Here is a 24,317-nt window from a genome sequence, read left to right on the forward strand (position 1 = left end):
TACTAAAGATAATACAAAGAAAGTAAGAGGTGAGGTGATGGCAAGAGCAAGAAGTCCCGCAAGGGAGAAAGCTAGAGAAATATACTTAAAAGCTAAAGGTAATATTAAGTTATTAGATATAGCTAAAGAGTTAGGGGTATTAGATACTCAAATAAGAAAGTGGAAGTCACAGGATAAATGGGAACAGGAACTAAAAGGTACGTTACCAATTGAAAAAGAGAATAAGAAGAAAGGGAACGTTACTAAAAAGAAAAAAGTTACTATTTCAGATGAAGTTAAAGAGGTGTTAGATAATACAGAGCTTAATGATAAGCAAAAGCTTTTTTGCGTTATATATGCTAAGTGTTTAAATGCAACTAAGGCTTATCTGAAAGCATATACTTGTACTTATGAGACTGCTATGGTAAATGGAAATAAAGCACTTAGAAATACTAAGATAAAAGAACAAATTGATTTATTGATATCAAAAGAATTTAATAAGGAATTTATTAAAAGAAGTTTATTGCAGAAATATATAGATATAGCATTTTCAGATATAGGTGAGTATATTACTTTTGGGAAGAAAACTAAGAGAGTATGGGCCAGGGATGATAAAGGTAACAACATACCAGTAATTGACCCAGAAACATTAGAACAAAAAGAAGTTGAATTTAATTATATTGACTTAAAAGAAAGCTCTATGATAGATACTACTTTAATAAGTGAAGTATCTGAAGGAAAAGATGGAGTTAAATTTAAATTACTAGATAAAATGAAAGCTATGGATTTCTTAACTAAACATGTTAATTTATTAAACGATGAAGAAAAGACTAAGCTAGATTTAGAATACAAGAAACTTCAAAATGAAAAAACTGAGATGGAGATTGCTAAGTTAAAACAAATTATTAATAGTGATGATGAAGAAGAAGTTGAAGATGATGGATTTATAGCAGCACTAGGAAACAAAGTAACTGAGGTGTGGGCTAATGAAGAAGATAGTTAATAAGATAAAGAAAGCAGTATTTAAGTTCAGTAAGTTTTCTAATAAGCAACTTCAAGTATTAACTTGGTGGATGCCAACGTCACCTGTAAAAGAAAAAGATGGAATAATAGCAGATGGAAGTATAAGAAGTGGTAAGACTTTATCAATGTCACTTTCGTATGTTATTTGGGCAATGGAAACATTTGAGTTCCAAAACTTTGGTATGTGTGGGAAAACAATAGGAAGTTTTAGACGGAATGTGCTCTTTTGGTTAAAGCTAATGCTTAAGTCAAGAGGATATAAAGTAGAAGATCTAAGGTCAGATAATCTTATAATTATTACTAGAGGAAAAGTATCTAATTACTTTTATATATTTGGTGGTAAAGATGAAAGGTCACAAGATTTAATACAAGGTATAACTTTAGCTGGTTGTTTCTTTGATGAAGTGGCATTGATGCCTCAATCATTTGTAAATCAAGCCACTGGTAGATGTTCTGTAGATGGTTCTAAGTTTTGGTTTAACTGTAATCCGGATGGACCTTATCATTGGTTTAAGCTTGAATGGATTGATAAAAGAAAAGAAAAAAATATTTTGTACTTACATTTTACGATGGAAGATAATTTAAGTTTATCTGAGAGAGTAAAAGAAAGATATAGAAAAATGTATTCAGGAGTTTTCTTTAAAAGATATATATTAGGACTTTGGGTAATGGCAGAGGGTATTATTTTTGATATGTTTAATGAGGATGTACACAAGAAACCTACTATAGATAGAAAATACACTGAATACTATGTTAGCTGTGATTATGGAACTCAAAATGCTACTGTATTTATATTATGGGGTAAGTATAAAGGCATATGGTATGCAGTTAAAGAATATTGCTATAGTGGAAGAGAAGAGAATAAGCAAAAGACTGATGAGGAGTATTATGAAGATTTAGAGAAGTTTTTAGGAGATATAATTCCTAAGGCTATAATAATAGATCCATCAGCTGCATCATTTATTGCTACCATTAAAAAGAAAGGTAAATATAATGTTAAAAAAGCTAATAATGATGTGTTAGATGGTATAAGAAATGTTGGAACAGCTCTAACAAAATCATTAATAATTTTTAACGATTGTTGTGTGAATTGTTTCAGAGAGTTTTTCTCTTATATTTGGGATGAAAAAGCAGTTATAAGAGGTGAAGACAAACCCATAAAGGAAAATGATCATTGTATGGATGCTGTAAGATATTTTGTAAATACAATATTATTCAAAGGAATCAATGTTGTATATGACGAGGAGATTTACAAGAAAGGTATGGGACTTAGTGGTAAACAACCGGTATCTTATAAGAAAGGAGGTTCAGTGTTCTAATGACTATAAAAGAAACATTGCTTAAACTAAGTGATAAAGAAAAGAAGGAAAGAGAAAAAGCTAGAAAAGATTATTTCTTCTATCTAGGAGAAACAGAAAATAAAGAAGCCTCTATTTCAGATAATGCACTACTTGGCCAGAGTTGGATAACATTAGATGATTTAGATTATATGCCAAGCCAAATAATAGATAACAAAATCAAGCCACTTATTAATAAACAAGCAAGGTTTATGTTTGGTAAAGAGCCTGATATTCTATTCAAACCTTTTGATAATAATGATAAAGAAACGTGTGAAGAATTAAGACAATATGTAGATGCTATACTTAATGCCAGTAAGTTCTGGAGTAATACACTTAAGGCATTTAGACTAGCTACGGTAACTAAGAGAGTTATGTTAAGAATAGAAGCTAATCCAGGACAGCCTATAAGGATTTATTACCATGACATAAATGACTTTAACTATGTGATGGATATAAATGATATAACCAAACTTAAATCTGTGACTTTAATAAGACAAGATGCTGCTACAGCTAATAAAGAAGAGACAGAACAATTATGGTATAGGTACACTTATTATATGGGTAATGAAGAGGGTAGCGAGGAATTAAGCTGCTATTTAAAGAAAGAAACATTCAAAGCAAATGAGCTTGATATTCCTATAGATATAGAGGATAAGGATACTGGACTTAGCAAAATACCATGTTGGATTATTACTAATGAACAGAGTATAACTAATCCTTTTGGAGTAACAGATATAAAAGATATGAAGCCACTCCAAGATAGTTACAATAGGAGATTAAGTGATTTTAATGATTCTTTAAGATTCTTAATGTTTGGTCAAACTGTATTTATAGATGCGGAAAAAGAGGGAGTTAATAGTGCTAAGATAGCCCCGAATAGTGTTATAGCATTAGTTAGTATAGATGATGAGGGGAAAAAGGCACAAGCAATCAGATTAGAGAGTTCTTTCTCAAATTCTGAGCCTGTAGACAAGTATTTAACTAGATTAGAAAATTCTATGTATGAAAAATTAAGCATACCTAGACCAGAACAAATAGCAAATGTTCCAAGTGGAAAGGCGTTAGGATATTTATATATAGAATTAGTAGGTCGGAGTGATGAAAAGTGGAATGATTGGGAACCACCTATAAGATCTATGCTTAGATTAATAGTTGAAGCATGTGGAAAGTTCAAATGTTACTCAGATTGGAAAAAAGAGTGGAGTAATTTAAATCATTCAATTGTTATAAATAAGAATTATCCTATTCCAGAAGATATAGATAGTAAAAAGAAATCAGCCATAGAGGAAGTTCAGAATAATGTCAGAAGCCATAGAAGCTATATTAAGGACTTTACTGACGATGAAAATTATGAAGAACAATTTAATGAGGTTATAGAAGATATAACAACTATTAATTCAGCAGAACAGGATCAGTTCCAAAAAGGTATAGATAGTGAACTAAATAAAGGTAAAGATACCGGTGGTGATTCATAGTGAATGAATACCAAAAGAGAATTTTAAAAGGTAGAAAAGATTTTTCAAAGCTTATGCAGCAACAAGAGGAAGAACTTCTAAATATTTATGAAGAGGCTAGTAAACAAATATCTAGGAAGTTATCTAAAGCTAAATCAGGTGGACTTACACAGCGGTATCTAAGTGAACTAAATATATCTATTTATAGATATACATTAGAGCTTAGAACTAATTTAAGTAAGTCTATTACAGATGGCATGCTAGCGAGTTCACAAATAGTAAGTACAACTCAAGCTGAGTATTTTAATATAATAGCTCCAACTCAAGATATAAATAGTAAATTCAATAAAATGTTTGCTTTATTACCGGATAGAATAACCAAACAATTGATAGGAACTAATTATTATAGTGATGGTAAAACATTAGATAAAAGATTATGGGATATAACATCTAAAAATTCTAAGGATATAGATAGACTAATAAAAATTAATATAGCTAAAGGAACAAATGCTAAGGATCTTGCTAATGAATTAGATAGTTATATTAACCCAAAGAGCAGAGTGATTCCTAAGACACTTGAAAGTGGAATGAGTAAGAATATAGCATACCAGGCACAACGGCTTGCTAGAACCTCATTAACTCATGCTAATACTGAGACATATATCCAAGGTTCAAAAATGAATCCATTCTGTGAAGGCCTTAAGTGGAATTTAAGTCCTAGTCATAGTACAAGAATGCATGGAAAAATAGATATATGTGATGAATATGCAGGTAGAGTATTTAAAGTAAAGGAAACACCAATTCAACATCCAAACTGCTTATGCTATTTAACTCAAGAGGTTATGGATACAGATAAAGCTAGAGATGAACTTATAGATTGGGTAAATGGTGAAGATAATCCTAAACTAGATAAATGGTTAAATGATTATGGTGAAGAATTTGGAATAGATAAAAATGAGTCGAAAATTAGTAATAAATTATTTGAATCAAAAGAGGAAAATAGTGGTATAATAGATACAGAAGAATCTATTAAAGAAAATATTAAAAAGGGCAAATATCCACTAGATATAAATGTCCAGGCACAAAATAAACATATTAGAGGGACTAATCAATATATTGAAGGCAGAAGCCTTTTAACTATATCTATTGATGAAGCGCAAGAATTAATTAATGAATACTCTGGAATAGGAATTCCGATTATCATTGATGGAGAATGGAAGAATAAAGAAAGAATTATAGAGAATGATAAGATAATAGGTGTATGTAAAGATAGTGAGGGCGAATCTTCCGATACTTCTAATTTTATGATTCATTATAATTATTCTAATAAAAAGCAGAAGCAAGGTACACATATAGTACCAAGTAAGCCATAAAGGGGTGTGGATTATGAATTTAAGTAAATATCAAGATAAAAAAATAAGGGTTAAGTTGACTGATGGTAGAGAGTTTGAAGCTTTAGGAACTGACTATATGATAGGGGACGATTTTGAAGAAGAATATAATAGTTTATCATTAGAAATAACCAAGGTAATAATTAATGGAAAAGTTCCTAAATATAATTTGCAACCATATATAGATGGGAAAATATTATATGCCATATATGAAAATCAAAATGTGATAATTGAAGAAATATAACAAACACTTACTAAGTAAAAATAGTAGGTGTTTTTATTTTGGAGGGAAATATGAAGACAATATGTAATGATTGTACAAAAGAATTCGAAATGACACAGGATAAGCTACGAGAGAAATATTTAGGAGCAATGATTACAGAAATTTATTATCATTGCCCTAATTGCAATAATAAATATAGTGTATGTATTATGAACACTAAATGTAGAAGTTTAAAAAGAACCATGCAATTTGAAATAAAAAAGAAGTTTGCAATTACAAATGATATTGAATCTATATTACAAGATGAAAAAATAGATAATATTCAAAAAGAACTTCATAAGGAAATGAATAGGATAAATGGTAAGGCATAGAGATATGTCTTTTTATTTTGCTTAAAATTAAGGAGGAGTAAGAATTATGCCAAATTTAAAAGAAATATTAGGAGCATCATACGATCAAGTTCCAGAGGATTTAAAAAAGAAATATAAAGATATTGATTTAGTAGATAGTACAAATTATGTAGAAAAAAAGGGACTAGATACTGCTAATGAAACAATTAAGCAATACAAGAAGGATATAGCAAAGAGAGATAAAGATCTATTAGATTTACAAGGCAAGGTTAAGGATAACGGAGAGCTTAGTGCAGAGATAGAAACTCTTAAAAATGCAAATCAAAAGGCAAGTGAAGATTATGAAGCAAGATTAACTCAGATTGGATTTGATAGTAAGTTCGAAAAGGCTTTAGGGGGTTATAAAACTAAGAATCCGAAAGCTATTAAAGCACTTTTAGACATGGAAAAAGTAAAACTTGATGGAGAAAACTTCTTAGGATTAGAAGATCAGATGAAAGCATTAAAAGAATCTGATTCTTATTTATTTGCTGAGGAAACTCCAGGAGGAACAGGCAGTTTAGGAGGTGGTGTAGCAGGTTCATTTGGAAAAGATGGACAAGAAGGCGGGTTAGGTTCAAGGCTTGCTAAAGAGAAGACAGAAGCCGTAAAGGCAACAGATTCACAAAATAATTTTTTTAAGTAGGAGGAAAAATAAATGATAGAAACTAAACAAAGTTACATGGGTGAAAATAAAACTATACTGCAATTTGCAGGGGATCTATTTCAAAATACTTTAGTAAAGGTTAAAAAGACAGATGTTGCAGAGGCAGAAGGTAAAAGAATATTAAAAGCTGGAACTATTGTTAATAAGGATGGTAGAAAAGCTAATGATGCTACTGCATTTGGTGTAGTCTATAGAGATGTGGACTTTACGTTATCAAACGGAACTGAGAATATTCCAGTAACTATATTTGGATTTATAAAAGCTTCAGTATTGCCAGAGGTAGTAACAGCAGAAGCTAAAGCAGCATTAAACATGATTAAATTTCTATAATAAAGAGGAGGAAAAGGGACTATGGATTGGAGAGATATTATAAACGTTAAGGAAATAGCAACATACATCAGGGAGTTACCACCACAAATGCTAATAGGTGAAAGCTTATTCCCAAGAACTAAGCAATTAGGTATGGAGTTAAAATATATTAAAGGAGCTAAACAAAAACCAGTAGTACTTAAACAAAGTACTTTTGATGTTGCTGTTAAAATTAGAGCATTAAAGGCACAAGTTGATGAGATTACTAAACAAATGCCATTCTTTAAAGAATCTGTACTTATCAATGAAGCAGATAGACAACAACTATTATTAGCTATGCAAGCACAAAATAAATCTATTATTGATATGATAGTATCAAAAATATACGATAACTACTTGGCGCTTGTAGATGGCGGCGATATGCAAATGGAAAGAATGAGAATGCAACTTGTAACTGATGGTACTATCAATATAGTTTCAGAAGATGGTGATGTTGTATTTGATTTTGGAGTACCTGCTAACCATAAGGAAGTACTTGTAGGAACAGCTAAGTGGAGTGATTCAACAGCTGATATTATAGGTGACATTGAAAGATGGAAGAGAGCACTAAGAGACGAAGGTTACTCAGTTCCTACTAGAATGGTATTGTCTTCTAAAACATTTGGATATATTGGACTTAATAAAGCTATTAAGCTTGATATAGATAAAGATGGAAGAGTAATAATGACTGATGAAATGATAAAGAGCTACCTAAAGAATAAGGTTGGTTTATCTGTAGCTATAGTAAGTGGATCATACAAACTAGAAGATGGAACAGAAGCTCCTTATTTCCAAGATAATAAAGTTACTTTATTACCAGATGGAAACCTTGGTAAAACTTATTATGGAACAACACCTGAAGAAGCAGATAAGATGTTTGGAGCAGGAACAAACTGTGAAGTAGTTAGAATTGGAATAGCTGTTATGACAATGAAGAAAGAGGATCCAGTAACAGTTCAAACAAAGGTATCTCAATTAGGGATGCCAAGTTTTGAAAGAGCAGATGAGTGTTTTTTTGCTGTAGTAGGATAATATGAGAGGATTTAATACCTTCTCTTTTTAATTTAAATATGAAAGGAATTGATTTATATGGCAATAGCTGATAAAAAAGAAGAAGAAATTTTAACAAAAGTTAAGGCTTTGGTTTATTTAAAATATGATACAGAAAATCATAAGCCTGGTGAGGAATTTGATGTAAGAGAAGAAGATAAAAAAGAACTGGTTGAAAAAGGTTATGTTGAAGCGATGGAAGTACCTAGAGAAGGTGAATAGTTATGACAGCACCTATAGCGTTATTAAAATTTAATCTTCAAGAAAGACAGTATCCTTATTTTAATGAAGAGGAACTGCAAATGCTACTAGAAACTAATGATAACAATGTATTAAAAGCAAGCTTTAAGGGGTGTACATTGAAAGCTACTGCTGATGACGGTATTAATGTGGGTCCAATTAAAACTGCAAGTAATAGAGAATATTGGATAGGAATGGCTGATCAATATAAAGCAGAATATGAAAGAAGTTTATCAAGTATTAATAATGGAGTTGGATATAAAACCTCTATGAAAAGAGCTGATGGACAATGATAAATGAAATAAGAATTAAACAACAAGTAAAAAAGGCAATAAATATTAAACCTATTCATATTAAGCTTATGAGAAATGAAAAAATAAGTAATGGTATGAGAGGGGGCTCAGAAAAACCAGCGGTAGTTGGGGAATTAGATGTATTTTTAGATGATAGTAAACACAATTTAATTTCTGAAACTACAAAAGAAGCTGGTAGCTTTAAAAGGACTAGAGGAATTTCTATGCTAGCAGTAGTAGATGGTATAGAAATAAAAGAAGGGGATTTTTTTGAAGTTAATGGTCCTAAATACAGAGTAACTTATCCTGGAATGGTTATAAAAGATGTTTATAATGCTGACTTAGAGGTGATTAAATGAGTGATGGTTGTAAAATGGAAATGCATGGACTAGATGAAGCTATGAAAAGATTAAAGGAATTTACACCGAGACTTAAAGCCGCATTAGCAATGGATGCTCAAAATATTGCAACAGAAATGGAAAAGTGGGCTAAAGAAAATATTGTTTGGACTGATAGGACAGCTCATGCAAGAATATTTCTTAAATCTACTGTTAAATGGACTAATTCAAATACATTAATGGTGGCACTTAGTCACCAGGTAGATTATGGAGTGTATTTAGAACTTTGCAATGAGAGTAAATACGCAATCCTTGAAAAAGCTATACAGGAGTTTACGCCTCAGTTTATGAAAGGGTGGAAAAAGATAGTAGAATCAGCGAAGGTGATATAATGGCAAGAAAAGAAATATTTGATTTAATAGATTCTTTATATCCTTGTTATGCAATAGGTGAACACCAAGGAGAATGTACAGAGTCTTATATAGTTCTAAAATTTGATAATCAAATGCAGAGCATGAATAACAGTCAATGTGGTTGGCAGTTTGTTCATGTTTTTTTATATGTTCCTTTATCAGATATAACTTTGTTAGATGATATGCTAAAGATTATCCAGCCGGCTCTTAGAAAGAATTTAGAACCAACAGGTGATATTACTCCAGAGTTAATAGATGATGAAAAGAAAGCTTATTTTAGAAGAATAAAATATAAAATACCTAAGGAGGTAATGTAGATGGAAACAAGTTATGCTCAATTAGATGGAGATATTCTTTATAATGTAAAAAGGGTTGAAATAGAGGAATTGGATATATTAACAGGCGATATTAAGGTGGCAGGCCAAAAGTTTATATTGAGCTGTGATAGTGAGATAGGTCTTGATCCTGAAATAAATGAAGGTAAGAAGCAAGTATTAAGGGATGCTACAAGAATATTAGCACAAACAAAAGAAGAGGATTTGTTAGAATCTATGAAGCTGAAATTAACATCGGTTAAATTTCCTGTTGCAGCACTACCAATAATACAAGGTGGTACTATAAGATTTGATGCAACAGATAAATTAAAAATAGTTGGTTATGACGCACCTACTATGGCTGAAGGTTCGAAAAATAAAAAATCATTTAGGCTTACTGCTTATGTTGAAAATTATGAAGGTGAAGCAGTTGTTAACTATGTTAAATTTTCTTTCTGGAAGTGTAAAGGAAAGCCAATTAAATTAGATTTTAAGAAAGATTTCTTTGCACCAGAATTTGAAATTACAGCGACTGAAAATACTAAGTTGAAGAAATCGGCATATAGTTTTGACTATGTAGATACATTGCCAGCATAAGGAGAGCTTAAAAGGCTCTCTTAATTTATTTTAAGGAGGAAACAATATGCAAATTACAAATATAGAGGAATTAAAAGCTAGAAAATATATAGAGGTGGATTTGCCAGGATGGGATATTGACGATGTATTTACATGTAAGTTACAGAGAGTTAATTTATTGGATTTGGCAGCTAAAGGAAAAATACCTAATCCACTTATAGGTAATGTCGTAGAATTGTTTCAAGGGAAAGGTCCTCAGCCAGATAGTGATGACGGTTTAAAGACTTTAAATGAGTTATCGGAACTATTTGCAGAGGTTACTATGGTAGAACCTACATTTGCAGAGGTGAATGAAGCAATAGGGCTTACAGATGCGCAAAAAATGGTGATATATAATTTTGCGTTAAAAGGTGTTAGCGCTATAGAACCCTTTCGTAGCAAGTCCAAAAGTATTGGGACTAGTGAACATGGTAAAGATGTATCAAAAGACACCAAGCCAAATAATGAGAATAAAGGATGATTATATAGCTTATTGCTTAGATGAAGCTATTGCTGAGTTTATTATTCGTGTTGAAAAAGGAAAGAAACCTCGATTTAAGAGAAAAGAAACTAAAAATAATTCTAAAGGGTATAATCCGGGATTAAATATGTTGGTAGGTAAGAAATAAATATTAAGGAATCGCATTTGCGGTTCTTTTTTTATACCTAAAAACAGGGAGGTGAGTGAAATAGGTGTAGATTTAGGAAGTATTCATTCAAGCTTAGATTTGAGATTAGATAAATTTGAAGGATCTGTAACAAAAGCTTTAGCCGGTTTTTATAAAATGCAAACCAGTGCAGAAAAATCAAGTTCTATAATGGATAAATCAGTTTATACTGCAGTATCTAATATAGAAAAGAGTTATAAGATTTGGGAAAATGCAAATAATTCGAGTGGTAAAAGTTTAGAAAATAATAGTAAGAAGATTGATGCTTATAAATCTAGTATGAAATTGCTTGATGTAGAAATTAATAAATCTGAAAAAACACTAGCTGACATTGAAAAGCAATGTGGTAAAAATTCAAAAGAATATGAAAACTTTAAATCTCATGTATTGGATTTGAAAATTAAGCATTCAGAACTCTCGAAAGAGTTAGAAAAAACCTCTAAGACTACGTATAATGTAGCGGAGAATATGGAAAGGCTTGATGAGAGTTATAAAAAAACAAGCATTCAAATGAGTAATATAGAAAAGGGTTATAAATTATTTAATTTAACTCAAGACAAAACGGGTAAAGGTATTTTTGATAATTCTAAGAAGGTAGATGCACTCAAAGAAGAATTGAATCTATTAGAAGGAACTATTAAAAAACATGAATCTCTTTTAAAAGCAGTTGAAAAAGAATATGGTAAAAATTCAAAACAAGCTGAGGAATATAAATCTAAAGTATTAGATTTGAAAATTGCTCACGTTGAGTTAGGAAAAGATCTTAAGGTTGTAACTAAAGAAACTACTACTTTAGCGGGCAAGTTAGACATCTTAGGTAAAGAATTTTCTAAAATAGATGATAAGTATAGAGCATTTGATAAAATAGGAAATTCTTTAACTAATTTAGGAAGTAAGCTTACTATGGGAGTTACTTTGCCCCTTGTTGGTATGGGAACTGTGGCAACTAAGTTATTCGGAGATTTTGAACATGGAACTTCTAAAATAAGTACAATAGCAGATACAACTAAATTATCCATGGATCAAATAAGTGAGGGTGTAAAAAATCTGTCAACAACAACAGGAGTAAGTACTAATGATTTAAATGAAGCTCTATATGAAACACTTTCAGCAGGTGTTGATACTTCTAAAAGTATTGATTTTCTTGATGTTGCAGTTAAAGCAGCAAAGGGTGGGTTTACTGATACAACAACTGCAGTAGACGGACTTACTAGTGTTTTGAATTCCTATGGGCTTACTGCAGATAAAGCTAATGATATAGCGAACCAGATGTTAATTACACAAAACTTGGGTAAAACAACTTTCGGAGAGTTAGCGAGTGCGGTAGGTAAGGTTACACCAGTATCTGCAGCACTTGGAATTACAACTAATGAATTATTCAGTTCATTAGCAAGTACAACATCACAAGGGTTAGCAACATCAGAATCAGTAACGGCTTTAAAAGCAGCAATGTCTAACATAATTAAACCAACAAAAGAAGCAGGAGAAGCAGCACAAACTCTAGGAATAGATTTTAGTGTGAGTTCTCTACAAAGTAAAGGGTGGATTGGCTTCTTAGGAGATTTAAAAACAGGGTTGCAGAAAGCTAGTCCTGAATTTGATAAATTATCAGTCACATTTGGTAATAATGCAATGAAAATGCTTGAACTTGAAAAGACTGGTAAAAAGACATCAGCAGAGTATAAAAATCTTCAAAAAGAGAATAAAAGTTTAAATAAAGAATTAGAATTATTAGCACAAGCTGCGGACTCTCCAATTGGGGCTATGGCTACTATGTTTGGTTCAGTAGAAGGGCTTAACTCAATATTGATGTTAACATCGGATCAAGGAATGAAAATTTATGATGATTCTATGAAACAAATGACCGAAAATACAGAGGCACTTGAGGATGCTTATAAGAAAATGTCTAACACTTCAACTGAAAAATTTGCTATTCAGCTAAACAAACTTAAAATAGCGGGTATAGAGATGGGAAACAAACTAATGCCTCTAGCTGAAAAAGGTGTTAAGTTTTTAGGAGATTTAGCAGAAGGCTTTAGTAATTTAACACCCAGTACTCAAGAATGGATAGTTAAAGCTGGATTAGCTACAGCTGCATTGGGACCATTAACAAGTGCTATAGGCGGAACTTTTAAAGTCACAGGAGATTTACTTAAAACAGGTAAAAAGGTTGGAACATTTTTCGGATTATTTAAAGCAGTACCAGTAGCGGCGGGAGCTGTTAAAGGGTTAGGAACTGCTACAACAATAACTACAGGATCGATGGCTGGATTAGGTGCAGTAGCATTGCCACTAACTTTAGCAGTAGCGGCGGTAGGTGGAGCAATTTATGCAACACAGGAAAATAATGAAATGCTATCTAAGTCTTGTAATGTAGCATCGGAGGAACTAAGCGGTATGGAGCGTGTAATGGCTACTCTTGGAGGGGTCACTCTTAATACCAAAGAAGAAATGAGCGCAATGGGCATAAAGTATGGGGAATGGAATAAGAATATTAGTCCAGAAACCCAAGCAGCTCTAACGGATATTACTGAAAAAATAGGAACTTTGAAATTAGAAATAGCAAATGGAAGCGGAATAGAAAACTTTATTTCTACAGCAGATGGTATTCAAGTACAACAGCAGGCGTCGGAACTTATAGAGGGTGTAAAGAAAAATATAGAAGAGAAAACACCCGAAGTTCAAACAAAATTAAAAGAGTTATTTAACAGTGATGGAATAATAGATGAAGAAGAGCAAAAAACATTAGCGGCTATGGATAATGGAAATAAAAATAAATTAATAAAGCTAGAAGAACATAATGTTAAATTTAAAGAATTAAGCATTAAAATGGAGAAAGAAAGTGGAGATGCAAAGATAGCAACTAGAAAACTTATAGATGAAGAGTTGGATGCTATAGGAGAAATTGGAAGACAAGCAACTGTTAAAAATGAAGAAGAAGATTTAGCAAGTAGGGCAGATTTTAATACAAGGATAAAAGGTTTGGATGTGACCGCACTTTCTGAAATAATGGTTGAAAAAGCTAAAATGAGAGATGAAAATGTAGCAAAAGAAACTTTAGACTATAACACTATGATAGAAGCTATGAGACTTAGTTTAGAGGGAAAGAATGAAATTGAGACAACTTATATAAAGGGTAGTATTGCAAAACTTGAGAAACAAAGAGATGACTCTATACAAAAAGAAAATGAGAAATATGCTGGATATTTAAAGATTGCAGCAGAGGGCAACTCACAAATAGGAACTAGTATGGATTTGCACAATGGTGAAATGCTTACAAAGGCTGAAAAGGCTAAGCGAGAACAATTACTAGAGTATGGCTCACGAATGGAAGGTTTGTTGGGAATTACTACAACAGGATGGTACAATGTAAAAAATACAACAGATGGAAAAATGCATGAAACTTTTGTGTCTGTAGATGAAAAAACAGGGATGATAGAAGGCGTTTGGGATGCTACAACTAAAAGCATTATAGGAAAGCCAATTACAGCAGAAGAGAGAATAGATCATCCAAAAATAGCGAGTGCATTTAATACAATTGAAGGTAATTATGATGGCGTTAAAGATAGTATTTTAAGAAATGGAGTTGAGGTGGAAGTAAAAGAGACATCCAATCCATTTGGGTGGCTTACAGCTGCGTGGTCGATTGCTAAATGGGCAATAGGTGGTAGTCCTTTATCCGTAGGTATTAGTGGTGGGGGAGTGCAAGAAAACTGGACTGGGACAGATAATTTTTCAGGTGGTTTAACAACTATGCATGAGCGTGGTTATGAGCTTTATAACCTCGGAAAAGGGTCCAAGATATGGAACCATGATGCCAGTGAAGCTATGGTTATGGAAAGTGCTAGACAAGTAGCGACAGAAGTTGCTCGAAGTGTTGTAGGCAATATGAATACATCTAGTGGTGGTGATATTATAATACCAATTTCCATAGCTGGAGAGGAGATTGATAGAATAATAGTACCTAGAACAAGTAATAGAATGGCTTTGAATACTAGAGGAAGGAGATGATTATATGCTAATAAGTAATATAGATATAAAAAACTTTGGTGCAGAGCTCTTAGATAAGAATATAAGTACTGCTGAATTTACTTCTAATAAAGAATGGCTTAAAAATGCATATAAACCTCTGATCTTAAGTAAAGAAAATAAATACACTAGTATTAGATGCAGTTTTGTATTGAAAGCTAATAATAGACAAGAATTAGAAGAACAAACTAGCCATTTCTTAAAAAAAATGGAGGAATGTATAATAAAATTTGATGATATAGAATTTTATTATAACTGTACAATGCAATCTAAATCCAATGAATATATAGGAATAGATATAAGGGGTAATTTAGAAACAGAAAGTATAGAAGTTATGTTTTTATCAGATTATAAATATAAACCTGAAATAACAGAAGTAATGAACAGAATAACTTCTAAAACTATCAATGTGGCAGGGAACTTAGAAACACCTTGTATAGTAGAAATTACTCCAACTATAGATATTATTGATAGCATTTTGGAAGGCTTGGCTGATGATCCTATAATAATTAGAAATTTAAAAGGTAGTAAAACAGTTATTTTAGATGGAGAACTCCAAAAAGTTACAGTGGATGGAGTAAATAAATATGGAGATACAGACATGTGGGATTTTCCAAGTTTGCAACCAGGCACAAATAGTCTAAAATTTAGCAGAAATAATTGCGATATAAAAATAAAATATAAACCACGATTTATCTAATTAAAGGACATTATCCTTTTATGTCGAATAATGACAAAAGGAGATGATGGAATATGAGTCTAATATTAATAGCAGCTATGGAAGACTATATTATAATGATGAGTGATGGTAGGGTTAGCCGAGGGAACGATAATGAATTTCATATCTTAGATGATAATTATAAAAAACTTTTAAGATTAAATGAAACGATCTGCATCGGATATGGTGGGAGTAAAGAACCTTGCGTGGAAGTTGTAGATTATTTAAAGATGTACTATAAAAACGAAAAAGATCTAGATAAATTATTCAATTTACTAAATCAAAAGGCTGGGAATGTTTTTGGAAATTATATAAGTAAAGGGATAAAAATTAAAATGCAAATAGTAATCGGAGGGATTAATAAAGGACAAATTAAATTCAAAACAATAAAGTCAATAGATTATGATTTTAATAAAATATATATTAAATCTTATTTTACAACCGAAGAGCATATACCGGAGGGAGACACCTTAAGTTATTGTATGATGAATCCAGATGGTATAGAGGATTTGTTATTTTATAAACTGCTGTGTAGGAATACAAGTTTTGGAGTAGACGATATAAAAATAACAATGAAAGAATGTATAGATATAGCATCTGAAAAATCTAGAACAATAAATAAGAATAAATTTTTTGAAGTAATAAGGAGATGATTTAAATTTTTGATTCAGGTAAAATTGTTTTGAAAACTGATATTACAGTTAAAGAGACTTATATAATTAACCTTGATAACATTGATATAGATATAAGTGTTAATGATAAAAACCTACAAATAACTTTAAACCAAAAGAGACTTTCGAAAGAGAGTCTCTTTTAATTTAGGAGGAATTATTAATGATAAAAGAATTAGATTTTAACAAAACAAAGAGTATTACTGAAGAATGTATAGTTATGGCTGATAAAATTGATGAAATAATAAAGGTAGTAAATTCAATAACTGACCCAAAAGCCACTAAGATATTAAAAGATGGTATTGAAATAATAGGTGGAGAGTTAAACATTACGGGTACTATATGTAATGTGGAGTGTTGCAAGGCTACTGTAGGCTACTTGCAATGTGATTCTTTTAAAAATGATTCGCTTGCTATAAGTGATTGTAAGATGAAAGTTGATGAAACACTTTTAAGAAAAGCTAATATTGAAACTTTAAAAAATAATAAATTAATATAAAAGGAAGGATGATGTAAAATGTTAAAAATTAATAAAAACATAACTTTAAATGGAGTATCAGAAATAGGAGGGGTGCAAGTAGTATATATGAGTGCTGCTATTTCAACAGATGGGAATAGCAATGCGAATATAAATAAATCTATTAGCAATCAAGAACTTTATAAAGCTAATAAAGTGGAGTGTAGAAAAGACATGGATGCATTCGATACTGAAGTATATGAAGTAGAAGATCAGATTTCTAAAGAAATGGAAGAAGCAGCAGCGGTAACTAAAGGAGGAATAAAAAATGAAATTAACTAATGAAAGATTATTAAATGATGCAAATGGATTAAGCCAAATTACACAGAAGAATTTACCGGTGAAAGTTAGTTATGCTATAGCCAAAAATGTTGCCAAGATCCAATCGGTTTTAAAGATTTATAATGGTGAAAAGCAAAAGCTAATTGATAAGTACAGCGTAAAAGATGCAGCGGGCAAAACTGAAGTAGGAGAGAATAACGAAATTACAATTCAAAAAGAATCTTTAGATGAGTGGAGCAAGGACATTAAGGAGTTAGGTGAAATAGAAAATGAAATAGACATTCACAAATTCAATATTAATGAGCTTTTAAATGGAAATTATGCTATATCACCAGGCGAATTAATGCTAATAGATTATATGATAGAAGAATAGTTATGGCCACAAATTTTTAAGGAGGGAGGTGTGGCTATGCTTCAATTATATGATTTAAATAAAGTTAAAATAGCAGGATTAAAAAACTACAAAGATTATTGTATAGAGAGCAACTTATCGAATGGAGATAAGAAGCTCTCTTTTTTATACCCTTTAAAAATGTCTAATGAAATTGTGGCAGAAGGGTATATAAGGACCAAGACGGATGAATTTGTAATTAAAGAACTAGGTACCGCTGGAGAATGGAAAACCATAAAGGCAGATTTAAATGTAGAAGATTTAGAAGGCAATGTATTTGAGCACTTCGATACAACTAATAAGACTATAAATGAATCTCTTACATTGGCATTAGCAGGTACTGGGTGGATTGTAGGGACGTGTAATGTAACTAGGCGAAGAACTGTAAGAAAGACTAATAGTAGTACTTGGGAAATCATACAGGAAGCTAAAAAGAATTATAGGGCAGAGATAGAATTTGATACTTTAAATAAGAAAATTAATATCTTTGAAAGGTGTGGTACTGATAAAGGAACTTATTTTATTGAATCTTTGAATCTAAAGGATCTTGATGTACAGAGTAATAGTTATGATTTTTATACTAGAATTATTGCAATTGGAAAAGATGATTTAAGAGTTACTTTAGAGAATTATCAGTATAGCTCTAAGAAGAAAACTTTTATTTGGGTAGATGATAGATATACAGATATAAATGCGCTTACAGAAGATGCTATGGCTAAGCTAAATGAACTAAGTAAACCCTACAGGGCATATAGTGCTAATGTTATAGATTTAGCAAGTATGAATATTGAATACAAAGATATTCTAAACTATAAGCTAGGAGATACCATTACTTTAATATCTAAAGATAAAGAAATTAAAGAAAAACAAAGAATAGTTAAAATTGTAGAGTATCCAGAAGAGCCAGAAAGGAATACTTGCGAAATTGCAAATACAACCTTGAAATTTGAAGATCTACAGAAAGAATTTCAAGATACCTCGAATACTGTAAATAATATTACAGTAGATGATGGAACAATAGATGGCAATGCTATAAATGGTATTAGTTCAAAAAAGATATATGACTTAGAAGCTAATGTAGTAAGAATAACTGACTTAACGGCAGTTAATGCTAAAATAGAACATCTATATGCAGATAAAGCAGATATAGGCTCTCTTAATGCTGTGATAGCTAATATAGGGATTCTTAATGTAACGAAAGCCAATATAACTGATTTAAAAGCAATTAATGCTAGCATAACTGATTTAAAAGCAGATAAGGCTAATATACTAGATCTAAAGGCAACTAATGCAAGAGTGAATGTATTAGAAGCAGATACAGGAAATATTCAAACATTACTAGCAGGTAATTTAACATCTACAAATATCCAATCTTTAAATTTAACAAGTGATAAAGTAACAGTTGCAAATGGATTTATTAAAAATGCAATGATAGATACCGTAGATGTATCTAAAATTAATGCTGGTATAATAAACACTAATAAATTTACAATTAAAAGTGCAGATGGTGGAATAGAAATTGTAGGAGCTACTCAACAATTTAAAGATAAAAATGGCAAAGTTAGAATTCAAATGGGTAAAGATACTCAAGGAAATTTTAACTTTATTTTACGTGGAGAAGATGGAGTAACAGCATTAATAGACCATACAGGCATAAAAAAAGATGCCATTGCAAATGATTTAATAGTAAAGGAAATGATTGGAGCGGATGCTATAGGAGAGAAGCAATTAGATTATAGTAGTTTTGCAGAAGGATTTAATAAGGACACTAATACAACTACACTTAAGGCAACTAAAATTAAATTAGATAACCAAAACCAAACTTTGGATTTAGCTTTTAATGGTTTGAAAAGCCAAGCAGATGGAACAAAGAATTTAACAGAATCTCATACTACATCAATTGGAGTTCAGCAAGGTAAAATAGATACTTTAATATCCGACACAAGTATAGTTAAAGATGGAGTTACAACAAAATTAAAGGATGAATATAGTAAAACAGTTGCTACAGTAAATAGTAGTGTTGAAACGATAGGGAAACATACAACTTTACTAGATGCCCATACAGGAGATATTAAAAAAGTTACCACAGATGTTGTGGAAGTTAATAAGAGCCTAGATGGTATAACAACTAGAGTTGGAAGTTCTGAAACTAGTATAGATGGCATTAATAAATCTGTAAGTACTGCCAATAATGAGATTTTACAGTTAAAAACTACAATATCATTGAAGGTATGTCAAACAAACATAGATACAGCTATTACTAATATAGTTGTTGGGGGTAGGAATTTAATAAGGAACTCTAGTAAACCTGTAACCACAAATAGCTGGAGTGGAGCTATAATTCGCAATAGTATTCTGCTAGACGAGAATACCTTCATTATAACTAACACAAGCTCAACATCAGAAAAGTATGCTAGTACGCAAAGATGCAAATTAGAAGGGGGTAAGGAATACACTTTTTCTATAAAAGTATTTTTGGAAACCAATGTGGATAGTATAGATGTATTTTTCCTTATGAGAAAGAAAGATTCAATTAAAGATTGGGATTATGCACCTCAATTTATAAATATGTACAAAAGTATAAAAGGGGAATGGATTACTCTTACCGCAACAATGAAAATCCCAATAGATGTTTATGACGGATATATAAGAATAGATAATAATAAAGCGAATGGGCCAACTGGGAATACGCTTTGGTTTACTAATATTAAATTAGAAGAAGGAAATAAAGCTACAAGCTATGTATCAGCTCCAGAAGACGTAGACCAGCAAATTGCAGATACTATTACTATAAATACAACTAATATTAACCAAGCTAAAGCAGAAATATTACTAGAAACAAATGCTATTAAGTTAGCCGTATCTAGTGTAGATAGTACAGTTACTGCTACAACTAAAACTGCTAATAGTGCTTTAACTAATGCAGGTACTGCAACAACAGCAGCACAGAAAGCGGCAACTGCTGCTAAAAATGCTCAAGATGGCGTTGAGTCTATAAGTGGTAGCGTGCGTAATTTAAAGGATTCTACTGAAAAAACTATATCAATTACAAATAATAAATTAGCAGATGTGGCAATAGAATTAAATGGAATTACAAGTAGAGTTAGTGCAGAAGAAAAGAAGTCTACCTCAATAGATAATAAAGTTATAGCTCAAGATACTAGACTTAAAGCGGCGGAACTTAAAATAACAGATAGTGCAATAATTTCTACCGTACAAGCTACTATTACCACAGCTAAAACAGATGCTATTAATAGTGCTAATGCTAGTACAGATGGTAAATTAAATGCTTATTCAAATACTAGTGCAATGACTAGTGCTATTAATCAAAGTGCAAATAGTATCAAGCAAGAAGTATCTAATACTTACATTACAACTGGTAATGCTAATAATACTTTTGCGACTAAAGGTTCGGTTGTACTTACGGATAGTGAGTGGAGAGCGACATTTAAAAGCAGTGGCGGATATAATTTAATACCAAATGGAAAGGCTTTATTAAATACGAATGGTTGGCGTAATAATGGAGGTACCAGGTTCAATAGAGAGTATTATGAAATGGGAAGCGCATTTGCTATGTCAATGCCTAATGGTATAAATTTCGAGGGCTGGATAAAACTCGAGAGAGGTGTTGATTACGTATACTCCGCTAAGTTCTATTCAGACGTTGCAGGATCAGGAAGTGCTAGCACCCCTTTACATTTTTGGGTAGGCACAAGTGAGGCTAATAATTCATTCGTAACTGTTATTGACCATAATCAAGGAACTATCTTAGCACGGTGGCAAGACTTATATGTACACTTTATTACAAGACCTGATGTAGACACATTCTTTAAACCATTTATATACGGCGGGCCAACCACAGCAGTTGCTTCGATAACTAATATAATGCTAGCCAAAGGAACAATGGTAACTCCTTGGGTACCCAATAGTAATGAGGTATATAGTGGGAACACATCAATTGATTCAGGTGGTGTAACTATCTACAATGGAGCAATAAGGGTGCTTGATGGAGCTGGTAACGAGGTTCTAAAGGGTGATGCTAGTGGAATTAGTTTTAGTGGTAGATTACAGCCACGGGATAATCAAATTAAGTTATTTGGTGAAAACTGTAAGATTGATGCTAGTGGCGGAGCATTAAGAATGCAATTAAACCCATATGACTACGTATTAATAGATACTGCATATACTAGATTTTTTAACGGAAATTCAAATAATGGAACTAATTTTGTTTCTTTAGGAGTGGATGGGCAAGGACATACTTCACTTTTTGGTAAAACAACAATGCTAAAATTATTAGGTAGTGGGACACCTAGCGTACAAGCTAGATGGGCAGGTGATGGCGGTTATTGTATGATTCAAGCTAGTAGTTTTACGGTGTCTTCAAGCGAAGTGTTTAAAGAAAATATTATGTCCCCCGATACAGTAAATTTCAAAGATATTTTAATGAGTTCTACTATAAAAGAATACAATCTAAAGAAAGATTTAGAACAAATAGAAAAAATGCCGACAGTCTTACTTCCAAATGGGGAAAATCCCATAAAGGCAGATGTTAAAATTGGAGTTATCTTAGAAGAACTTTCAGAAGATGGTAGGGCATTCATGCACCCCTCTAGTTCAGATGGTATTGACTTATACTCTATGTGTTCTATTCTATGGAAAAATGTACAAAATCAGCAACTAACAATAGAAGAATTAAATAAAAAACTAGAGCAATTACTTAAATAGTAGTTGCTCTTTTAATATAAAAAAAATAAGGGATGGTGTGGAATGGCTGATATAGATGTAATACAAGAGATTCGAGAAAGCTTAATAGAGATAAAAGGTACTCTTAAAAGCATGGTGGAAACAACAGATCTAAAATTTTTAAATTTTGAAGATAAAATCAAAGTAGCAAATAACAGAATTAGTGATTTAGAAGATACAAATAAATGGTTATGGAGGGCTATTGGAGCAGCTTTAATTAGTGCTTTAATAGCTCTTATTATAAATATTAAATAAAAAGGATGGATGTAAAATGAAGAATTATTTATTAAGATTTAAAAATGTAGGTACAGTCATTAGTGTGGTAAGTATAGGTGCTTTAATAGCTAACCAATTTGGGTTTAAAGTGGATTTAGTATGGCTAGATAATACTATAAAACTTGTATGCTCATTAGGAGTTGTATTGGGCGTGATGAATAATCCAACTACTCCTAAAATGGATTTACCGTTTGTATCAGAAATCAAACCTGCAGGTGAAGTAACAGATTTTAAAGGTTAAATGGGAGGGCTGAAAAGCTCTCTTTTATTATAAAAATATAAGGAGGAATTATTATGGCGGTTTATACAGTAGACTTTGGACATTGCCTTTCAGGCTCAGATACAGGTGCGGGAGGTAATGGATTAAGAGAGGAGGTGCTGACAAGAAGAATAGGGAATTTAGTTGTACAAGGTCTAATAGCCAAAGGTCATATAGCATATCCAATACAATTAGAATCAGCTAATAGTGTAGCACAATCTTTAAATTATAGAGTAGATAAGATCAAGCGAATAGAACCTGTACAATCTATTTCTATCCATATAAATGCTGGTGGAGGAACCGGTGTAGAAGTATGGGGGGATAATTTATGCAAGGATATGTGTAATAGGATTTGTAGTAATATAGCCACTGGATTTGATATGGATAATAGGGGATTTAAAAATGGTTGTGAAAGTCTAGCTTTAGTTGGACTTTATGGATCAGCTAGTATTCCAGCTTTATTAGTAGAGTGTTTCTTTATAGATAATAAAGAGGATTGCAATAAATTAAATATACAAAAATATGCAGATTGCATTGTAGCTGGGATATTAAATCAAGCAGTAAAACAAAATAATACAATAATAGAAGAAGGAGTGAAGTACAATATGAAAAACGTAGTAGTATTTACAAGAGAATTTGAGGGCGATGGTATTTTAGCAGAATTCTGGGCAAGAACATTATCAGAAGGTATCGCTGTTAATAATTATAAACTAATAGATTGGAGTAAGGTAGAAAATATATATGCAATAGGTGGGAAAATAGGAACATATACAGGATATTTAAAACCAGAAAACTTTGTAGCTGGTGGTGTAGATGGTTGGGCGACTTTAAGAAATCTACAAGCTAAATTAGGAAAATAAATAAAAATAATCGAATGATAAAAACGTAAAGTACAAAGGAGAAATAAAATGTTAAAGCCACCAATCTCCCGCATGGGCGGGAAGTCAAAATTAAGAAAAGTGATAATAGAAATGTTACCAGAAAGTACATGCTATGTAGAATTATTTTTTGGAGCAGGATGGGTCTATTTTGGAAAAGAACCATCAAAAATAGAGGTAGTAAATGATGTGGATAAAGAACTTATTAATATGTTTAAAATGATTAAACATCATGGTCCAGAAATGGAACGATTATTAAAATATGAGTTTTCAGGAAGGGGTATATTTGAGGAATATAAAAATTGCACTTTAGAATATTTAACAGATATTAATAGAGCAATTAGGTTTTTATATCTTATAAACTATAGCTTTGCATCTAAAGGGGACCACTATGGGTATGGGACAACCACTTTACCTAATCAAAAAATGTTTAAAGAAACCTATCTAGAGCCAATAAGAGATAGATTGCAAAATACATTTGTTGAGAGTTTATCCTTTGAAGAAATAATAGAAAAGTATGATAGAGAACATACAGTTTTCTTTGCAGATCCTCCATATTATGAAACAGCAGGATATAACAATGAATTTGGAGAAAAAGAACAACTAATATTGTTTAAAAAATTAAGTAATATTAAAGGTAAGTTTTTACTTACTATAAATGACCATGAAAGAATAAGAGAATTATATAAAGATTTTAACATCAAAGAAGTTGAAGTTGTTTATTCTGTATCTAGACAAACAGATGCGAGAGGTAAATACAAAGAACTTATAATAACTAATTATTAATCAATAAGGCTAGAAAGTAGGG

The 24,317-nt window shown here is 31.6% G+C and carries 29 protein-coding genes; all 29 read left to right on the forward strand.

Going from position 1 to position 24,317, the window contains the following annotated elements; translation table 11 throughout:
• Positions 1 to 37 precede the first annotated feature (37 nt).
• Genes BLS77_RS03355 through BLS77_RS03490 form a run of 29 tightly spaced genes read left to right on the forward strand, consistent with a single transcriptional unit; the run spans position 38 to position 24,295 of the window.
• Complete coding sequence (locus BLS77_RS03355; protein WP_089965853.1) at positions 38 to 982, forward strand: terminase small subunit; 945 nt, start codon at positions 38 to 40, stop codon at positions 980 to 982.
• A complete protein-coding gene (locus BLS77_RS03360) occupies positions 966 to 2,321 on the forward strand; it encodes a PBSX family phage terminase large subunit (protein WP_089965855.1) in 1,356 nt (451 codons plus the stop codon). Before BLS77_RS03355 ends, BLS77_RS03360 begins: the two co-directional genes overlap by 17 nt.
• Positions 2,321 to 3,817, forward strand: a complete 1,497-nt coding sequence (locus BLS77_RS03365) for a phage portal protein (RefSeq protein ID WP_089965857.1) — start codon at positions 2,321 to 2,323, stop codon at positions 3,815 to 3,817. Before BLS77_RS03360 ends, BLS77_RS03365 begins: the two co-directional genes overlap by 1 nt.
• Complete coding sequence (locus tag BLS77_RS03370; protein ID WP_175490752.1) at positions 3,817 to 5,169, forward strand: polymorphic toxin type 50 domain-containing protein; 1,353 nt, start codon at positions 3,817 to 3,819, stop codon at positions 5,167 to 5,169. The genes BLS77_RS03365 and BLS77_RS03370 overlap by 1 nt, the downstream gene beginning before the upstream one ends.
• A gap of 13 nt (positions 5,170 to 5,182) precedes the next feature.
• Entirely contained in the window at positions 5,183 to 5,431 is a 249-nt protein-coding gene (locus BLS77_RS03375) for an LSm family protein (protein WP_089965859.1), read from the forward strand.
• Between the two features lie 50 nt (positions 5,432 to 5,481).
• Complete coding sequence (locus BLS77_RS03380) at positions 5,482 to 5,781, forward strand: hypothetical protein (protein WP_089965861.1); 300 nt, start codon at positions 5,482 to 5,484, stop codon at positions 5,779 to 5,781.
• A gap of 46 nt (positions 5,782 to 5,827) precedes the next feature.
• Positions 5,828 to 6,445 (forward strand): phage scaffolding protein, encoded by a 618-nt coding sequence (locus tag BLS77_RS03385; protein ID WP_089965863.1) that lies wholly within the window; start codon positions 5,828 to 5,830, stop codon positions 6,443 to 6,445.
• A 12-nt stretch (positions 6,446 to 6,457) separates the two neighbouring features.
• On the forward strand, positions 6,458 to 6,796 hold the full coding sequence (locus tag BLS77_RS03390) for a hypothetical protein (protein ID WP_089965865.1): 339 nt from the start codon (positions 6,458 to 6,460) through the stop codon (positions 6,794 to 6,796).
• Between the two features lie 21 nt (positions 6,797 to 6,817).
• Positions 6,818 to 7,846, forward strand: coding sequence for a major capsid protein (locus BLS77_RS03395; protein ID WP_089965867.1), 1,029 nt, complete (start codon positions 6,818 to 6,820; stop codon positions 7,844 to 7,846).
• 57 nt (positions 7,847 to 7,903) lie between these two features.
• Complete coding sequence (locus BLS77_RS03400; RefSeq protein ID WP_089965869.1) at positions 7,904 to 8,086, forward strand: DUF7210 family protein; 183 nt, start codon at positions 7,904 to 7,906, stop codon at positions 8,084 to 8,086.
• A gap of 2 nt (positions 8,087 to 8,088) precedes the next feature.
• The gene (locus tag BLS77_RS03405; RefSeq protein WP_089965871.1) at positions 8,089 to 8,397 is read left to right on the forward strand and encodes a hypothetical protein; all 309 of its coding nucleotides are present in this window, start codon (positions 8,089 to 8,091) and stop codon (positions 8,395 to 8,397) included.
• Positions 8,394 to 8,756, forward strand: a complete 363-nt coding sequence (locus tag BLS77_RS03410) for a hypothetical protein (RefSeq protein WP_089965873.1) — start codon at positions 8,394 to 8,396, stop codon at positions 8,754 to 8,756. The genes BLS77_RS03405 and BLS77_RS03410 overlap by 4 nt, the downstream gene beginning before the upstream one ends.
• Entirely contained in the window at positions 8,753 to 9,127 is a 375-nt protein-coding gene (locus BLS77_RS03415; protein ID WP_089965875.1) for a hypothetical protein, read from the forward strand. The genes BLS77_RS03410 and BLS77_RS03415 overlap by 4 nt, the downstream gene beginning before the upstream one ends.
• A complete protein-coding gene (locus BLS77_RS03420) occupies positions 9,091 to 9,465 on the forward strand; it encodes a hypothetical protein (protein WP_242873922.1) in 375 nt (124 codons plus the stop codon). The genes BLS77_RS03415 and BLS77_RS03420 overlap by 37 nt, the downstream gene beginning before the upstream one ends.
• Positions 9,466 to 10,059 carry a hypothetical protein gene (locus BLS77_RS03425; RefSeq protein ID WP_089965879.1) on the forward strand — a complete coding sequence of 198 codons (594 nt, stop codon included), beginning with the start codon at positions 9,466 to 9,468 and terminating at the stop codon, positions 10,057 to 10,059. It abuts the gene before it with no gap.
• 46 nt (positions 10,060 to 10,105) lie between these two features.
• Positions 10,106 to 10,558 (forward strand): hypothetical protein, encoded by a 453-nt coding sequence (locus tag BLS77_RS03430; protein WP_089965882.1) that lies wholly within the window; start codon positions 10,106 to 10,108, stop codon positions 10,556 to 10,558.
• Positions 10,542 to 10,706: a hypothetical protein gene (locus tag BLS77_RS03435; protein ID WP_242873923.1), complete on the forward strand. Its 165-nt coding sequence runs from the start codon at positions 10,542 to 10,544 to the stop codon at positions 10,704 to 10,706. Before BLS77_RS03430 ends, BLS77_RS03435 begins: the two co-directional genes overlap by 17 nt.
• Positions 10,707 to 10,757: 51 nt before the next feature.
• On the forward strand, positions 10,758 to 14,756 hold the full coding sequence (locus BLS77_RS03440) for a phage tail tape measure protein (RefSeq protein ID WP_089965884.1): 3,999 nt from the start codon (positions 10,758 to 10,760) through the stop codon (positions 14,754 to 14,756).
• Positions 14,757 to 14,760: 4 nt separating this feature from the next.
• A complete protein-coding gene (locus tag BLS77_RS03445; protein ID WP_089965886.1) occupies positions 14,761 to 15,474 on the forward strand; it encodes a phage distal tail protein in 714 nt (237 codons plus the stop codon).
• A gap of 53 nt (positions 15,475 to 15,527) precedes the next feature.
• Positions 15,528 to 16,145, forward strand: coding sequence for an Ntn hydrolase family protein (locus BLS77_RS03450; protein WP_089965888.1), 618 nt, complete (start codon positions 15,528 to 15,530; stop codon positions 16,143 to 16,145).
• Positions 16,146 to 16,174: 29 nt separating this feature from the next.
• On the forward strand, positions 16,175 to 16,309 hold the full coding sequence (locus BLS77_RS20490) for a hypothetical protein (protein ID WP_278336635.1): 135 nt from the start codon (positions 16,175 to 16,177) through the stop codon (positions 16,307 to 16,309).
• Between the two features lie 17 nt (positions 16,310 to 16,326).
• A complete protein-coding gene (locus BLS77_RS03455; RefSeq protein ID WP_089965891.1) occupies positions 16,327 to 16,662 on the forward strand; it encodes a hypothetical protein in 336 nt (111 codons plus the stop codon).
• A gap of 18 nt (positions 16,663 to 16,680) precedes the next feature.
• Positions 16,681 to 16,962: a hypothetical protein gene (locus tag BLS77_RS03460; RefSeq protein WP_175490753.1), complete on the forward strand. Its 282-nt coding sequence runs from the start codon at positions 16,681 to 16,683 to the stop codon at positions 16,960 to 16,962.
• Positions 16,949 to 17,335 carry a hypothetical protein gene (locus BLS77_RS03465; RefSeq protein ID WP_089965893.1) on the forward strand — a complete coding sequence of 129 codons (387 nt, stop codon included), beginning with the start codon at positions 16,949 to 16,951 and terminating at the stop codon, positions 17,333 to 17,335. Before BLS77_RS03460 ends, BLS77_RS03465 begins: the two co-directional genes overlap by 14 nt.
• A gap of 36 nt (positions 17,336 to 17,371) precedes the next feature.
• Positions 17,372 to 22,078, forward strand: coding sequence for a phage tail spike protein (locus BLS77_RS03470; protein WP_139164810.1), 4,707 nt, complete (start codon positions 17,372 to 17,374; stop codon positions 22,076 to 22,078).
• Positions 22,079 to 22,120: 42 nt separating this feature from the next.
• On the forward strand, positions 22,121 to 22,351 hold the full coding sequence (locus tag BLS77_RS03475) for a hemolysin XhlA family protein (protein ID WP_089965897.1): 231 nt from the start codon (positions 22,121 to 22,123) through the stop codon (positions 22,349 to 22,351).
• 16 nt (positions 22,352 to 22,367) lie between these two features.
• Positions 22,368 to 22,613: a phage holin family protein gene (locus tag BLS77_RS03480; protein ID WP_089965899.1), complete on the forward strand. Its 246-nt coding sequence runs from the start codon at positions 22,368 to 22,370 to the stop codon at positions 22,611 to 22,613.
• A 53-nt stretch (positions 22,614 to 22,666) separates the two neighbouring features.
• Positions 22,667 to 23,491 (forward strand): N-acetylmuramoyl-L-alanine amidase, encoded by an 825-nt coding sequence (locus BLS77_RS03485; protein ID WP_089965901.1) that lies wholly within the window; start codon positions 22,667 to 22,669, stop codon positions 23,489 to 23,491.
• A gap of 48 nt (positions 23,492 to 23,539) precedes the next feature.
• Positions 23,540 to 24,295: a DNA adenine methylase gene (locus tag BLS77_RS03490; RefSeq protein WP_089965903.1), complete on the forward strand. Its 756-nt coding sequence runs from the start codon at positions 23,540 to 23,542 to the stop codon at positions 24,293 to 24,295.
• Positions 24,296 to 24,317: the final 22 nt, after the last annotated feature.

Origin of the sequence: Clostridium gasigenes, from assembly GCF_900104115.1 — a bacterium.
Classification (GTDB): Bacteria; Bacillota; Clostridia; order Clostridiales; family Clostridiaceae; genus Clostridium; species Clostridium gasigenes.

Bases quoted from the DNA above. Each gene is read 5' to 3' on its own strand.
- BLS77_RS03490 (WP_089965903.1), top strand. From the start codon at position 23,540: ATGTTAAAGCCACCAATCTCCCGCATGGGCGGGAAGTCAAAATTAAGA.
- BLS77_RS03415 (WP_089965875.1), top strand. From the start codon at position 8,753: ATGAGTGATGGTTGTAAAATGGAAATGCATGGACTAGATGAAGCTATG.
- BLS77_RS03385 (WP_089965863.1), top strand. From the start codon at position 5,828: ATGCCAAATTTAAAAGAAATATTAGGAGCATCATACGATCAAGTTCCA.
- BLS77_RS03425 (WP_089965879.1), top strand. From the start codon at position 9,466: ATGGAAACAAGTTATGCTCAATTAGATGGAGATATTCTTTATAATGTA.
- BLS77_RS03445 (WP_089965886.1), top strand. From the start codon at position 14,761: ATGCTAATAAGTAATATAGATATAAAAAACTTTGGTGCAGAGCTCTTA.
- BLS77_RS03395 (WP_089965867.1), top strand. From the start codon at position 6,818: ATGGATTGGAGAGATATTATAAACGTTAAGGAAATAGCAACATACATC.
- BLS77_RS03485 (WP_089965901.1), top strand. From the start codon at position 22,667: ATGGCGGTTTATACAGTAGACTTTGGACATTGCCTTTCAGGCTCAGAT.
- BLS77_RS03465 (WP_089965893.1), top strand. From the start codon at position 16,949: ATGAAATTAACTAATGAAAGATTATTAAATGATGCAAATGGATTAAGC.
- BLS77_RS03380 (WP_089965861.1), top strand. From the start codon at position 5,482: ATGAAGACAATATGTAATGATTGTACAAAAGAATTCGAAATGACACAG.
- BLS77_RS03430 (WP_089965882.1), top strand. From the start codon at position 10,106: ATGCAAATTACAAATATAGAGGAATTAAAAGCTAGAAAATATATAGAG.
- BLS77_RS03375 (WP_089965859.1), top strand. From the start codon at position 5,183: ATGAATTTAAGTAAATATCAAGATAAAAAAATAAGGGTTAAGTTGACT.
- BLS77_RS03470 (WP_139164810.1), top strand. From the start codon at position 17,372: ATGCTTCAATTATATGATTTAAATAAAGTTAAAATAGCAGGATTAAAA.
- BLS77_RS03480 (WP_089965899.1), top strand. From the start codon at position 22,368: ATGAAGAATTATTTATTAAGATTTAAAAATGTAGGTACAGTCATTAGT.
- BLS77_RS03455 (WP_089965891.1), top strand. From the start codon at position 16,327: ATGATAAAAGAATTAGATTTTAACAAAACAAAGAGTATTACTGAAGAA.
- BLS77_RS03475 (WP_089965897.1), top strand. From the start codon at position 22,121: ATGGCTGATATAGATGTAATACAAGAGATTCGAGAAAGCTTAATAGAG.
- BLS77_RS03460 (WP_175490753.1), top strand. From the start codon at position 16,681: ATGTTAAAAATTAATAAAAACATAACTTTAAATGGAGTATCAGAAATA.
- BLS77_RS03365 (WP_089965857.1), top strand. From the start codon at position 2,321: ATGACTATAAAAGAAACATTGCTTAAACTAAGTGATAAAGAAAAGAAG.
- BLS77_RS03450 (WP_089965888.1), top strand. From the start codon at position 15,528: ATGAGTCTAATATTAATAGCAGCTATGGAAGACTATATTATAATGATG.
- BLS77_RS03355 (WP_089965853.1), top strand. From the start codon at position 38: ATGGCAAGAGCAAGAAGTCCCGCAAGGGAGAAAGCTAGAGAAATATAC.
- BLS77_RS03360 (WP_089965855.1), top strand. From the start codon at position 966: ATGAAGAAGATAGTTAATAAGATAAAGAAAGCAGTATTTAAGTTCAGT.
- BLS77_RS03410 (WP_089965873.1), top strand. From the start codon at position 8,394: ATGATAAATGAAATAAGAATTAAACAACAAGTAAAAAAGGCAATAAAT.
- BLS77_RS03400 (WP_089965869.1), top strand. From the start codon at position 7,904: ATGGCAATAGCTGATAAAAAAGAAGAAGAAATTTTAACAAAAGTTAAG.
- BLS77_RS03435 (WP_242873923.1), top strand. From the start codon at position 10,542: ATGAGAATAAAGGATGATTATATAGCTTATTGCTTAGATGAAGCTATT.
- BLS77_RS03405 (WP_089965871.1), top strand. From the start codon at position 8,089: ATGACAGCACCTATAGCGTTATTAAAATTTAATCTTCAAGAAAGACAG.
- BLS77_RS03390 (WP_089965865.1), top strand. From the start codon at position 6,458: ATGATAGAAACTAAACAAAGTTACATGGGTGAAAATAAAACTATACTG.